This window comes from Nostoc sp. NMS8, from assembly GCF_017115045.1.
Classification (GTDB): domain Bacteria; phylum Cyanobacteriota; class Cyanobacteriia; order Cyanobacteriales; family Nostocaceae; genus Nostoc.
Genome location: NZ_JABXKK010000032.1, coordinates 23,401 through 36,941, shown reverse-complemented (window position 1 = coordinate 36,941; position 13,541 = coordinate 23,401). Strand labels below are relative to the sequence as shown.

The following is a 13,541-nucleotide window of genomic DNA, read 5'->3' as shown; positions in this document are numbered from 1 at the left end:
AAGAAAAAATTTATTTTATTGATTTGTAATGGCAAATTCATCAGAACCAGCCGACAGAAAATCATCAGATGATTCAAATCTAGATGATGAAAGTTTTAATCTAACAGCGTTCGGCGGCATAAATTTCTGGTTTGACCAAAGTTTTACACGGCTAGTATACTTTTTTGCCGCGATTACCGTTGCAGTACTATTTTTGATGAGTTGGGTAATTTTACATGAAGCTCTACCAGCTATTAAGCAGTTTGGACTAGGGTTTTTGTGGGGTCAAGATTGGGATACAGGTAATAAGATTTTTGGGGCATTACCCTATATTTATGGCACTTTGGTAAGTAGTGCGATCGCTATTTTATTTGCTGTCCCAATTGGAATAGCAGTAGCTTTAGTCACGAGTGAAAATTTCTTACCTTCATCACTGCGAACTACCCTAGCATTTGTTGTTGAATTAATTGCAGCAATTCCTAGTGTAATTATTGGTTTGTGGGCAATTTTTGTTTTTATTCCAGTTCTCGAACCTCTCCAAAAATGGCTGTCCAGTACTTTTAAATGGATACCACTATTTAACACAGAAGATCCTTCGGGGACTAATATGTTGACTGCTGGAATTATTCTGGCCATCATGATTTTGCCGACAATGGCAGCAATTACTCGTGATGTTTTAATGGCTATCCCTAAAGAATTACGTAGTGCATCTATGGCTTTAGGTGGCACTCGTTGGGAAACAGTTTTTCGAGTCTTGCTACCATCTGGATTTTCTGGAATGGTGAGTGCAGCCATGCTCGCCTTAGGACGTGCTTTGGGTGAAACAATGGCTGTCACTATGGTGATTGGCAACTCTGCTCAAATCAGTGCTTCTCTACTCAATCCAGCTTATACAATTCCCTCTGTATTAGCTAATGAATTTGCCGAAGCTGAACCGGGACTGCATATAGGTGCTTTAAGCTATTTGGCATTGATTTTGTTTGGTTTGACTCTAGCTGTAAATATTGGCGCTGTACTCTTAGTTAAGTGGGTTGGCAGGAAAAATAGCTAATACTAGTTATGTTTAATATTTCCACAAATATCAATTTAGCAAGACATTTACCAATCAAAAATTGAAAAAATATGAGTGGTTATATCCAGTCAGAAACAGATGAATCTTTAGCAAAAGAATTATGTAGCCCCCTGCCAACAGAACGAGTCATATTTACTTATGTAATGAATGCGATCGCTTTTGGTTTGACAGGTCTAGCACTCATTCCTTTATTATCAATTTTGTGGGAAATTCTCATCCGAGGAATATCTGGACTAAAGTCAGATATGTTTGTCAAAGCAGTTATTGACAATGGCTTTGGTAATGCCATTCTGGGAACCATAATTATGGTAGTAATTGGTGCTATTATAAGCATTCCCACAGGAATAATGACAGGAATTTTCTTAGCAGAATTTGGTCAAGGCAATCCCATCGCTGGATTTGTTCGTTTTATCACTAATGTTCTGACAGGTGTCCCTTCAATTGTTGTTGGCGTATTCGCTTATGGTGTAATAGTTTTAGTAACTAAAGGATTTAGTGCGATCGCAGGTGGTTTTGCTTTAGCTGTAATTATGCTACCTGTAATTATACTGACAACAGAAGAATCCTTAAAACTTATTCCCACATCTCAGCGCCTCGCCTCCGCTGCTTTGGGCGGAACTCGCTTCCAAACAACTTTTCGCATCATTGTGACTGCTGCAATCCCCGGAATTACCACAGGTATTTTATTAGCTGTAGCTCGTGCGGCTGGGGAAACAGCACCCTTAATTTTTACTGCTTTATTTAGTCTAGATTGGTCAGAAGGATTGTTAAGTCCAACCGCTTCTTTACCAGTATTGATTTTTAATCTCTACAACGACCCAGACCCGCAAAAAGGTCAATTAGTATGGACTACTTCTATAGTTCTACTCAGCTTAATTTTATGTGTAAGTATTCTTTCTCGCTTAGTTATTAGACAGAGAAGACTAAATTGAAGAAGAATTCAGGAGTCAGAATCAAGACGCAACTCGAAAATACTCGCTACCGCTTCGGACAAAATTCATTCTGAATTCTGACTCCTGACTACTGAATTCTGTTCGATAAAATAAATTTTTGTTTTTGTTTCGCATCTTGAGAAAGCATGAGTAACCTAATTACAGCCATAAAAGTTAAAAATATCAGCTTTTACTATGGCACTATAAAAGCAATCGAAAAGGTATCAATAGATATTTATCAAAATCAAGTAACCGCAATTATTGGCCCTAGTGGTTGTGGTAAATCTACCTTCATCAAAATTATTAATCGTATTAGTGAATTAGAAGGGCCCGTAAAAGTTGAAGGAGATGTAGAATTTTTTGGTCAGAATATTTATGCTCCTCGTGTCAACATTAATCGGTTACGTCGCCAAATTGGTATGGTGTTCCAAAAACCAAATCCTTTTCCGATAAGTATTTATGAAAATGTTGCCTACGGGATGAGAATAGCAGGTAGATATTCAAAATTAGAATTAGATGAAATTGTCGAATCAGCACTTCACAGCGCTGCTCTTTGGAATGAAGTCAAAGATAAGCTGGATAAATCAGCTTTAGGGCTTTCTGGTGGTCAACAACAAAGATTATGTATTGCCCGTGCTTTAGCAGTCAAACCGAAAGTTCTATTGATGGATGAGCCTTGCTCGGCTCTTGACCCCATCGCTACGATGAAAGTTGAAGAACTGCTCCATAGTTTACAGTCTGAGTTGACAATTGCGATCGTTACCCACAATATGCAGCAAGCCGCTCGTGTCTCTGATTTTACGGCTTTCTTCAGCACCGATGAAAGTCGCATTGGTCAAATGGTTGAATTTGGCGCTACAGAGCAAATCTTTAACAATCCATTAGATCCCCGCACCCGCGACTACATTTCAGGGCGTTTCGGTTAAAATCTTACAGCAGTTTTCATGTATTTGAATCACATCTGTCGTAAGGGCACAGCAATGCTCATTGGTGTCTACTTAACGTCAAAGCAAGTCTAGAACTAGCTTTTAGATTGCCTCGTTCCCAATCTCAGACTGGGAATGCTCGTCTTTGAGGCTCCGCCTCTCTTACATTTAATTCTTATTCCTAATTCAGGTTTTAGGAATTGTCTGTACACTGTAGTAGTCTGTCAATAAATAATTGATGGATAAATTACCTGTAGAGACGCCGATTTATCGCGTCTCTCTAAAGATATAGTTCAAGGTGCGAAAAGTGGGTATAAAAAGTCTTTAAAAGATAAATTTGTGGACATAGCTTGAATACAGGTATTGACTAACTGTTTATCTGCTGTATAGCTACCATATAGCTACGTAATTTCCATGAATATCTCCTTTTGGGGGTAACATAGTGAAACAGCGGCGCTGATTTGTACTGTTTTACCTAGTCAAGTTTCGTTTCACACGTTTTGGGAATATGAGTAAACTAATTCCAGCTATCAGAGTCAAAAACTTCAGCTTCTATTACGACACTCAAAAGATAGTTGAAGGCGTGTCAATGGATATTTACCAAAACCAAGTCACGGCGATTATTGGTTCTAGTGGTTGTGGCAAGTCTACTTTTCTTAAATCGTTAAATCGCATGAGTGAATTAGAAGCAGAAGTGAGAGTTGAAGGAAAAGTAGAATTTTTTGGACAGAGTATTTACGAGCGTCGTGTTAATATCAATCGCTTACGTCGCCAAGTTAGTATGGTTTTTCCCAAGCCAAATCTTTTTCCTATGAGCGTTTATGATAATGTTGCTTATGGGGTGAAATTGGTTGGATGGCATCCCAAAGTAGAATTAGATGGAATTGTTGAATCTGCCATCAAAGCTGCCGAACTTTGGGATGAAGTCAAAAATAAGCTGCACAAATCTGCTTTAGAGCTTTCTGGTGGTCAACAACAAAAACTATGTATTGCCCGTGCTTTAGCAGTCAAACCGAACGTCCTGTTGATGGATGAACCTTGTTCAGGTCTTGATCCTTCGGCCAGCATAAAAATTGAGAATTTGATCCATAATTTACGTTCTGAATTAACAATTGTGATTGTTAGTCACAATATGCAGCAAGTTACTCGCCTATCTGATTTTACAGCTTTCTTTTGTAGCAATGAAAATCGAATTACTCAAATGGTTGAATTTGGTACTACAAATAAAATGTTTACTAACCCCGTGGATTCTCGCACCCGTGACTATGTTTTCGCCCGCGTCAGTTGAAGAGTTTCTAAAATTCTAGCTATTTAGAGGGTTACTATATGGAGCAAGCGGAAATTAGGGGTTAAATTTAATTTCCTCTTGCCTTGAGTTTTTCTTGCGTTAGGCAATGCAGACTGAAATTGACAGTCTTTTTTTATACTTATATACTTAAAGAAAAGCATCTGCCTAGACCACCTGAATCATAAGATGAAATGTCCTCTGTGCGAATCTACTTCATATTATAAAAATGGTCGTCGCCATGACCAGCAGAATTACCTCTGCAAAAATTGTGGCAAACAATTCCTTGAGCTTGCATTACCTCATTCCCTGGAAGGGGACTTGCTAGCTAACAGCAATGGACATACTAAACTATCTATGATTGATGCGGCGGAACTTTCTTTAGTAAAAAACCTGCCAGAAGAAAAAATTCCAGAGAAAGGTCTTGGCTCTTTTAATTTTAAATTAGCTGAAGAACTGCTGCAAATGATATTATCACCTGATTGCTTAGAATCTTCTTTGTTCAGCAAATTGCTCTTAAAAATTCAGCAAAATAATGAAATTAAGCATAAGTTAGAAACAGGAATATCTCTTATACTTTTGGATGCAGAAAACTTAAAATTAGATATTAATTCAGAATTGTTTTTAGCCAGTGTTTGTGAATATCCACTCCAAGTTAAAATTGCATTTGCTAACTGGAAAAATCCCAGTATTAGGAAGCAAGATATTGAACTATATAACCGTGGTTATCAACTTCTCCACGTACCTGAAGGTAAAAATAGTGCTGATGCAAAAATGATTGCATTCGGTGCTTGCGTCTTACGCTCTTATCCAACAGTTAAAGAAATATTAGTCTGTTCTAGCGATGGAATTTTAAACCATCTTTGTAACGAACTCCAAAATCAAGGATTAATTGTCTATTGGGTACGTAGACAGGGACAAAGTTTGCATATAGACAACCGGAATACTGGCAAATTAACTCATTATTCTTTGTCAATGGCAACAGAAGTTCCATCTTTTGAAAAAGTGATTGATCCAATTCAAGATTTAATTAAAACTGAAGAGGAATCAATCAATGCTAAATTAAACAGTTTGGTGGATGCTGCAACTTTATTTCAAGAAAGATGTGAGATTAATATTAAGCATAACTTAAATCAACCAGAAAAAGAGAAGTCAATATCTGTTGTAGATAACTCATTTACTGAATCTATTAAAGACCAAGAAAAACAAGAAAATTTGACGGAAATCTCTAATGGAGAAATATTAGATAAATTATTATTGAAAATTATTCAAGATATAGAAATAACGTCTCCTAAAACTAAATTATCTGTGTCAAAATTAGGTTCAGAGTTACAGAAAATTACCGGAGAATCTCCTAATTCAATTATTAAAAAATTAAACTTAGGTTCTAGTTTTCTTAAATATCTAAAATCATCTCCCACATTTACATTAGAAGCCAGTGGCAGAGAATATGAGGTCATGGCGCTACTCTGCGAGTAAATACCTTCTGGATGTTTATTTACAACCTGAGCCTGTAATTCTGTATTATGTAAAAAGATGTAAAGAAATGTAAATAATAAGATGCAAAATAAAGTCGTTGTTATTGTCGGTGCTACTGGTGGTATTGGTTCAGCTTTAACATACAAACTTGCGCCTACCGGAGTCCGGTTGGTACTGGCTGCGAGAGATGCTGGTCGTTTAACAACATTGGCAAATGATTTACCAGGGGAAGTTTTGAGCGTTCCTACAGATATTACTGACCCTCAACAGGTAGATACTTTGATAGAAAAGACCATCGCTGAGTTTGGTCAAATCGATATTTTAGTGAATGCAGCTGGTGCTGGTATACTCAAGCCCTACAACAGCTTGGAACCTGCTGATTTAGACAAGATGCTAGATGTCAACTTAAAAGGCAGCTTCTACACCACTCAAGCGGCTGCTGAAGAGATGCAAAAGCGCAAGTCTGGTCATATCTGTAATGTAGTAGGAATTCTGGGCAAGCATTCGATGGGGATGGCAGCGGCTTATTCTGCTTCTAAGTTTGGTGTTGTCGGTTTCAGCAAGTGCATGGCAGAAGAACTCAAGCGTTTTGGTATCAAGTTCACGCTATTCTACTTTGGTGGGGTAGATTCTCCTTTCTGGGATAACGTCAACCTAAAAGTAGACCGGAAAAAAATGCTTAGTCCTGAAACTGCTGCCAATGCGATTTTCTTTGCCCTTTCTGCCGAACCGCAAGCTGTACCAATGGAAATTAATATTCAACCTGATAGTCATCTGTTCTTTTAGAGTGGGAGTATGCCTAGATAATTCTTGCTTAGGAAGGACGTGAAAATCTAGCAAAAATGGCAAAATTTACGGATATATAAGCTGTTATGCTGTATTTTCAGTATTTATGAAAATTGATCACGTTCATTTCTATGTAGAAGACGCGAAAGTATGGCGGGATTGGTTTATACACCATCTTGGTTTTCAACCAGTAGCCGATCGCATCAGTTCATTTCATACTTGTACAGAAGTGGTGAAAAGTGGTGATGTCTGCTTTTTTCTGTCTTCACCACTGTTACCTACCAGTCCAGTAGCTGAGTTTCTGCGTCAATATCCCCCTGGTGTGGCAGATGTCGCTTTTGCTGTTGAAGATGTCGAAGGCGCGATCGCACTAGCTCAAAAACACGGTGCTACAATCTTACAACCCATCCATGAACGCCAGGTAGGTACGGTGTTCATCAAATGTGGCAAAATTGCCGCCTGGGGCGGACTAACTCATACTTTGATAGAAAGGTCATTAGTCAGTAGTCATCCGTCATTAGTTTTTGACAAAGGACAAATGACAAATGACAAAGGACAAATGACCAATGACAACACTTTTACCGCCATAGATCATATAGTGCTGAACGTGGCAGTTGGAGAATTAGAAAGTGCTGTGGCTTGGTACGAAAACATCCTCAATTTTCAACCCCAGCAAGCATTTAAAATTAAAACCAATCGTTCTGCTTTACACAGCCAGGTGATGGTTTCGCGCAACGGTAGCGTCCAATTGCCAATTAATGAACCGGCTTCTAGAAATTCTCAAATTCAGGAGTTTCTCGATGTTAACCGGGGGCCAGGAATTCAACATATTGCCTTGCGGACGACTAATCTTGTAAGTGCGATCGCTAAATTTCGTGCTAATGGTTTATCCTTACTCTCAGTACCCCAAACCTATTACACCCAGCTAAAACAGCGTCCAGGACTTACACTATCACCTCTAGAACTGGATGCGATCGCTCAACAAGAAATTCTCGTGGACTGGCAAGAATATACTCCCGTAGGGGCACAACAAACCGCGCCCCTACTACTGCAAATTTTCACCCACCCCATTTTTGAACAGCCGACATTTTTCTTTGAGTTTATTGAACGTCGTTTACAAGCTAAAGGTTTTGGCGAAGGTAACTTTCGCGCCTTATTTGAAGCCATTGAAAGCGAACAAATCAAACGCGGTACTTTGCAATGATGCCTGAGTACAATTTACCTTTTTTGTACTATTTCTATGGACTTAGTGCTAATAGCTTTGATTTGTAACTTGCAGAGTGAAAGATATTGAGATAAATTAGATATAGAAGGCGAAAAGTAGACTAAAAAACATGAAAGTCAAGTCTCGTGATAGACGTAATTATATTTCTATTGTAGAAGCTACTAGTCACCCACACCCACGTAAGTATTTTATAGCTTTTCTTAGAGAGTCTAGAAGTGAGGTAGTCTTTTACTCTAGCCAAAGCAATGTAAAGGCAAAAAGAACCAATAAAAAATTTGACAAAATTAAAGCCAAATTTGATACAGAAGCATTCTTAGACTTAATTGACAAAGATATTGTTCATAGCTCTAGTTTGATTGAACCTCTCACTGAAGAATTGTATGATCGTGCAGAAGCTCTTACCAAAGGTATGACAGTTGATTTTAATGAGGAGCTACCAGAGGACTTTATTTTTGCATGAATGTTAATGGGTGGACATTAAAAGCTCACCCCGCTTTCAGTGAATATTTTAAAAAACTGATTGTGACTGTTGAGCAGCTTCAAGAAAGTAATCCTGAAACATATCAATCTCACCCATCTACAAAGCTTCTTAACATTATTAAGGAGCTTGTTTATAATCATATTCCTAGAGACCCTACAGCAAAAGAGTTCAGACAGGGGAAAAAGCTAGGGGCAGATAGAAAGCATTGGTTTCGAGCAAAATTTTATCAACGGTTCCGTTTGTTTTTTCGTTACAGTAGTACTGATAAAATAATTATTTATGCTTGGGTAAACGACGAAAAAACGCTAAGAAAAGAAGGATCGAAAACAGATCCTTATCAAAAATTTACAAAAATGCTTGATAAGGGAAACCCTCCAAATTCATGGAGCGAACTTTTAAAAGCTTCTTTAGACATAGATAATTTAAACACAGAAGATTTAAATATAGAAACAATATCTGAAGATTCTGAGACTTTAATTTAAAAGGTTAAAAATGTTTTTGGAGAGTTAGAGGATTTTCCTCTAGGTCATCGTCGCTACTTTCTTAAAAAGAGTTTACAAAAAAACCTCTAGTAGGTTACGCTACGGCAAAACGCCTAACACATGGTTCACGACACAGGCAAAAGTTGGATAATTTCTCCAGGATTTATCTTAGGATATTCACGCGAAAGTAGATTGTACACCTGTAGTAAAGACTTTTTTTCAGGATCATCATCAGAATAACTTAATGCTAATTCGTAGAAGTCAGCAAAAGCTGGTTGGATTTCATAGCCTAAAAATTGGCTAACGAAACTATGTTTTCCAGTAATCATAAGGAAATCTAACTTAGTACATATAATTACCCAATCAGGCTCTCCAGCATACAGTGCAAACCAAAAATGTCCACATTCATGATTAAACTCTGCAATAGTTTCAGCCGTTGCTGGAAATACAAATGCGAGAGGGAACGCTTTTAAAGGCTCAAATGCTATTGCTACAATTTCTTGATTCTCATGTTGCAATACTGCTTGTAAAAGTTTAATTTCATCTTCTTCAGAAAAGTGATCTCTACTTTCTGTTGGTATGGTAATCCAGTCGGACTGCTTAATAATATTAAGTTTACTAGGCTCGACAGTACTTCCAGAACCGATTACAATTTTATTTAGTGTTTCCCTAAGTTTAGTTACTTCTTCATAATTGAAAATAGGCTTTAAAAATTTCCATTCTTCACTCATAATTTTCCTCAAGGTGATGGCAGCTTATATCTAAGTACTATGTGTTTTTTAGTACCTACTGGATTAACTTGTATAGTTAGAGAACCTTCCGTACTATTATTCCGAACACTGATTGTTGAAATATATTGTTATATCTGGTAGTTCTTGAGCTAATTTTTGTGCAGGGCTTAAATCACGCTGTTACTCTCGAAAAATAGCCATACATCTGAGATAATTTTAATAAAAATTAACATTTTCCGCCGATGCTAAGACTGATTACTGACTTCGACGGCCCAATTATTGATGTTTCCGAACGGTACTACCGTGTTTATCAATTCTGCTTAGAGAAAACTCGTCGCCAAGACCAAGTGGTGCAAGAACTTCCGAAAGCAGAATTTTGGCAGTTAAAGCGATCGCGCATTCCTGAAAAACAAATCGCCTTAAATTCAGGGTTAGACGAAGCCCAAGCCCAAGAATTCGCCCAATTACGGCGGCAAACGGTGCATACAGAAGCTTATTTTAACTATGATACTCTCGCGCCTGGTGCTGTGGATGCACTGTTAAAAATTCAACAAGCTGGCATTGATTTAGCAGTGATGACCATGCGCCGAGTTCGAGAACTAGATTATGCTTTCAAAAAATACGATTTGGGGAGATTTTTCCCGGAAAATCGTTGTTATTGCCTAAGTAACGACTACGTGAAAACTCGTGATATTGAAGATAAGCCCTTGTTAATGGCTAGGGCTTTAAAAGAACTGCCCCCCGCTGCTGATACCTGGATGGTGGGAGATACAGAAGCCGATATCACCGCGGCGAAAAATTATAATATTAAAGTGATGGCTGTAGAGTGTGGGATTCGCGATCGCACCCAATTGGAACTTTATCAGCCCGACTTAATAGTTAAAGACTTTAGCACTGCTGTAGATTTTGTCCTAGAATCTCAACGCCTTGTCTAGAAATACTCTGTAGGCTGCAACAGCTTGAATCAATATTATATTCAGATAATTAGCGCTTCCCTTAATCTCTTCCTCGCTTCCGGGGCGGGGGGAGTTCTTGGGTTTCAATTAAGTAATTTAAGCGGAGATGATATCAATAGTTATACTTTTATTACATATCCATAGTGAGGGTACACGTATATGCACCCTTACCGCGTGTTAAAACCAAGAGAAATAACACACATCAATCATCTTTTCTTTTTAGAAGTTTCTAGAAGCTTCCTTACGGCTATCGATTTAGCGTAGAAAGCTACTAACCAACCAAAAGAATATAAACGTCAGTACAGTAGAGAACTGATTCGATGACAGATTGAGGAATGGTATTTGTGGTAAAAGCCAGATAGCAACTAGTCCCCCAGCGATTAAGCCAATTATTAAAGTAAGCAGGGTGAGTAAAACTGCCCGGCCAAATTTGCCTTCTTTACGATTGAGAAAGTAAATACTAGTGCCTACACCAACCACCAATGCTAACTGTAAAATCTGCTCGCCTCCCTCTGGATAGAACAGGCTAATAGAACTCAAACCAAGAAACCAAGCTCCTGGTAAAAGTATATCCGCAGGCGATGGCTCATCAAGCAGCCCTTGTAGCCATGCAGGTGACTGCTGGCGAGGGATTGGACTTTCTTTAGGAGGCGATTGCACTCGCAACTCTGGAAACCGGATGCGTTCAGGGACTTTGATTTTACCTTCCTGGCGCATCCGTAGGCGATCCATTAAAATCGCATCGTAAGCCGCTTCAATTACTTCTAAATGCTTGGTATCGCCATTGTGTTGCTGGAATAGGCGATTACGAGCATCCTGAATTTCATCGAAGCTAGCCTCTTCTGATACCCCAAGTTTTTCGTAGGGATTTTGATCGCTCATGGGAGTTTATTACTTCAGCCTCAGTCAGCGGCAGTCTTTAATCTAAGAAAAAATGTCGAAGAAAAAACAGCTTTAGGTTTTATTTTGATCGAAACTAAAGTCTCGATCTACTTTATGCCCTACCAGGATAGTAGCACGGCTTAGTTTGATCGATTTTGTAATTTCAACTATAGTCACTTTAACATATCGATATAACTCCGTGTATATCCTCATGCCGTTGCTTAATTCTGGCTCTAATCTAGAATTGGATCGGAGAGTACCTAAAAATGCATAGTTTTTATGAAAAAATCAACTTTCCTATTTCAAATCTGGCAATTTACAGTGCCCTAATAGAGTTTTTTTAACTATACTGAATAATCGCTTGTGGTATATATCCGCATATCGATTTAAAATTAAAACGTTTTAAGTTACCACCTAACTGAGATCAAGAGGTGTCTTGGTATCAAGAACTGTTGCGACTAAAGTCAGAGCGCTTATATACTGTGCCTAACAGAAATTTCGCGTTCTCATCGCCCACAATCCTGATTAGAGTATTTATTTTTGAATGATCGGGATTCTTATACCGTAGCCATGTAGATTCTTAGTTAGTGCCAAAGTGGCAACTGCGTTTTTACGCAATTCTCTTGTTAATCTTACGAATTTTTGTGCAAAGTAATGGTCATGGCTCCCGCCAAGATTCTTGTAGTTGACGACGACCCTGCGGTTCGGAATTTAATCCAACGCTTTTTGATTAAGCAGAACTATCAGGTGGAGGCTGCCGAAGATGGAAAGACAGCCTTAAATCTATTTGAGCAATTTAACCCTGATTTGGTGATTTTAGATGTGAATCTACCAGATGTCACAGGGTTTAACCTCTGCCAAGAGATGCAAAGTCGTAATGGTGTTTTTGTTTTGATGTTGACTAGCCGTGCTGACGAAGCTGACAAAATTCGTGGCTTTGCTAAAGGTGCTGACGACTATCTCACCAAGCCTTTTGGATTAGGAGAGCTAGAAGTCAGAGTTGGAGCCATTTTGAGGCGTCAGCGAGTGATAACTACGGCCGAGCAGAAACGCTTGGTATTTGAAAAACTTATGATTGATCCGGTGCGACGGGAGGTAGCACTTAATAATCAACCAGTACCTTTAACTGCTCTGGAATTTGACTTGTTGCATTTTTTAGCCAGCCATCCCGGCCGAGTTTGGCGGCGCGCAGAACTCATCCAAGAGGTCTGGGATTATGAATATGTCGGCGACCAGAGGGTTGTAGATGTACATATTGGACAAATTCGCAAGAAGATTGAAATTGATGCTAGTCAGCCGGCATTAATTCAAACTGTACGTGGCGTAGGCTATAAGTTTGAATCTCCTGCCCACCCCCAGCAATTGGAAGCCAAGTCCTGAGTTTATAGTCTAGAGTTTTTTAACTCTTGACTGTTGACTCTTGGGGCAGATATTTAGTGAATTTCTTTGACTTTACTAAAAGATAAATTTAGACAATCAACATAAGTAGATATTTCTCAAATACAGAAAAAGCTTTCTCTGGTTCTCAATGTTTGGCTGGAAATGCTTATTGGGGGGCTACCACCTTCTGAATTTCCGGCAGCAGGCCAATAGACCTCTTGCAAAAGTGCTTTTTGCACTCTCGTGGTAAAAGGGGAAAGGGTAAAATGCAAAACTTTTACCCCTTGCCCTTTGTCCGACTTCTGCAAGAAGTCTAATGATGTTCATTTCTAGCCAGAGGCTAGAAACAAGAATTTCCTCTTGTGTTTTGACTGTACTAACCAACGAACCTGTTTGTATCCAACAGAAAACCGCTATATAAAAAGTACTAACGGTCAGCTAATATACTACTTAAATCTGGCGCTATTACCAACTAGTTTTGGCAACAGAAGAAACTATTGGAACCTTTTTAAAGATCAGAGTCTACTGATCTTTTTTGTTGTAATATTGCTGATCGCTATTGGCTTAAAATCCCGTTAATGGGGTATGGTATGTGATGCCCCATTAATAGGGTACGAGCCAGAATAACGCCTTCATAGCAGTACCTACGGGGTATCTAGTAAATTAGCTGTTGCTGGTAAGTCAGTACAGGGCATTTCTACTGAGGAGTGGTGGAACAAAGTTTCCAGATAGACTCGAGCAGCACGGCGATCGCTATCCCCATTTTGGAGTAAAAACAATGATAGCGCCGCCGTCAATACTCTGTTTTCATCCCAATCAGGATGGGTTTCTAAGTAGTTTTTTAAGGATTCGTGGAGTGTTTCGGGAATTTCTGTAAAGATGCTAACCGTTGCTTTCATGAGATTTTCCTCCTATGAGGATAATCAAGAGGGACAAGTTGCTTGC

General features: G+C 38.8%; 13 protein-coding genes and 1 pseudogene. 11 read left to right on the top strand and 3 right to left on the bottom strand.

The features are described from left to right. The first annotated feature begins 28 nt into the window (after positions 1-28). The 9 genes from pstC (at position 29) to HWQ39_RS03845 (ending at position 8,647) form a co-directional block, all read left to right on the top strand. On the top strand, positions 29-1,030 hold the full coding sequence (pstC, locus tag HWQ39_RS03885; RefSeq protein ID WP_292841799.1) for a phosphate ABC transporter permease subunit PstC: 1,002 nt from the start codon (positions 29-31) through the stop codon (positions 1,028-1,030). Between the two features lie 71 nt (positions 1,031-1,101). Then, positions 1,102-1,983: a phosphate ABC transporter permease PstA gene (gene pstA, locus HWQ39_RS03880; RefSeq protein WP_292841797.1), complete on the top strand. Its 882-nt coding sequence runs from the start codon at positions 1,102-1,104 to the stop codon at positions 1,981-1,983. A gap of 146 nt (positions 1,984-2,129) precedes the next feature. Continuing rightward, positions 2,130-2,909: a phosphate ABC transporter ATP-binding protein PstB gene (pstB, locus tag HWQ39_RS03875; protein ID WP_292841796.1), complete on the top strand. Its 780-nt coding sequence runs from the start codon at positions 2,130-2,132 to the stop codon at positions 2,907-2,909. Between the two features lie 508 nt (positions 2,910-3,417). Beyond that, on the top strand, positions 3,418-4,197 hold the full coding sequence (locus tag HWQ39_RS03870; RefSeq protein WP_292841794.1) for a phosphate ABC transporter ATP-binding protein: 780 nt from the start codon (positions 3,418-3,420) through the stop codon (positions 4,195-4,197). A 186-nt stretch (positions 4,198-4,383) separates the two neighbouring features. Further along, positions 4,384-5,673 carry an NYN domain-containing protein gene (locus HWQ39_RS03865; protein ID WP_292841792.1) on the top strand — a complete coding sequence of 430 codons (1,290 nt, stop codon included), beginning with the start codon at positions 4,384-4,386 and terminating at the stop codon, positions 5,671-5,673. Between the two features lie 81 nt (positions 5,674-5,754). Then, positions 5,755-6,459, top strand: coding sequence for an SDR family oxidoreductase (locus tag HWQ39_RS03860; protein ID WP_292841790.1), 705 nt, complete (start codon positions 5,755-5,757; stop codon positions 6,457-6,459). Positions 6,460-6,565: 106 nt separating this feature from the next. Further along, positions 6,566-7,663, top strand: coding sequence for a 4-hydroxyphenylpyruvate dioxygenase (gene hppD, locus HWQ39_RS03855; protein WP_292841788.1), 1,098 nt, complete (start codon positions 6,566-6,568; stop codon positions 7,661-7,663). 130 nt (positions 7,664-7,793) lie between these two features. Further along, positions 7,794-8,144 (top strand): hypothetical protein, encoded by a 351-nt coding sequence (locus HWQ39_RS03850; RefSeq protein ID WP_292841786.1) that lies wholly within the window; start codon positions 7,794-7,796, stop codon positions 8,142-8,144. After that, on the top strand, positions 8,141-8,647 hold the full coding sequence (locus HWQ39_RS03845; RefSeq protein WP_292841784.1) for a type II toxin-antitoxin system YhaV family toxin: 507 nt from the start codon (positions 8,141-8,143) through the stop codon (positions 8,645-8,647). The genes HWQ39_RS03850 and HWQ39_RS03845 overlap by 4 nt, the downstream gene beginning before the upstream one ends. Positions 8,648-8,772: 125 nt before the next feature. On the opposite strand, the gene HWQ39_RS03840 is transcribed toward HWQ39_RS03845, so the two are convergent. Beyond that, the gene (locus HWQ39_RS03840) at positions 8,773-9,378 is read right to left on the bottom strand and encodes a hypothetical protein (RefSeq protein WP_292841782.1); all 606 of its coding nucleotides are present in this window, start codon (positions 9,376-9,378) and stop codon (positions 8,773-8,775) included. 242 nt (positions 9,379-9,620) lie between these two features. On the opposite strand from HWQ39_RS03840, the gene HWQ39_RS03835 reads away from it, so the two are divergent. After that, positions 9,621-10,313, top strand: a complete 693-nt coding sequence (locus tag HWQ39_RS03835) for an HAD family hydrolase (RefSeq protein ID WP_292841780.1) — start codon at positions 9,621-9,623, stop codon at positions 10,311-10,313. A 276-nt stretch (positions 10,314-10,589) separates the two neighbouring features. On the opposite strand, the gene HWQ39_RS03830 is transcribed toward HWQ39_RS03835, so the two are convergent. Continuing rightward, positions 10,590-11,216: a CPP1-like family protein gene (locus HWQ39_RS03830; protein ID WP_292841778.1), complete on the bottom strand. Its 627-nt coding sequence runs from the start codon at positions 11,214-11,216 to the stop codon at positions 10,590-10,592. Between the two features lie 660 nt (positions 11,217-11,876). On the opposite strand from HWQ39_RS03830, the gene HWQ39_RS03825 reads away from it, so the two are divergent. Next, complete coding sequence (locus HWQ39_RS03825; protein WP_179065386.1) at positions 11,877-12,596, top strand: response regulator transcription factor; 720 nt, start codon at positions 11,877-11,879, stop codon at positions 12,594-12,596. 707 nt (positions 12,597-13,303) lie between these two features. Here the strand turns inward: HWQ39_RS03825 and HWQ39_RS03820 are convergent. After that, a pseudogene (locus HWQ39_RS03820) lies at positions 13,304-13,495 on the bottom strand (DUF2811 domain-containing protein); the annotation flags it as partial. Positions 13,496-13,541 lie beyond the last annotated feature (46 nt).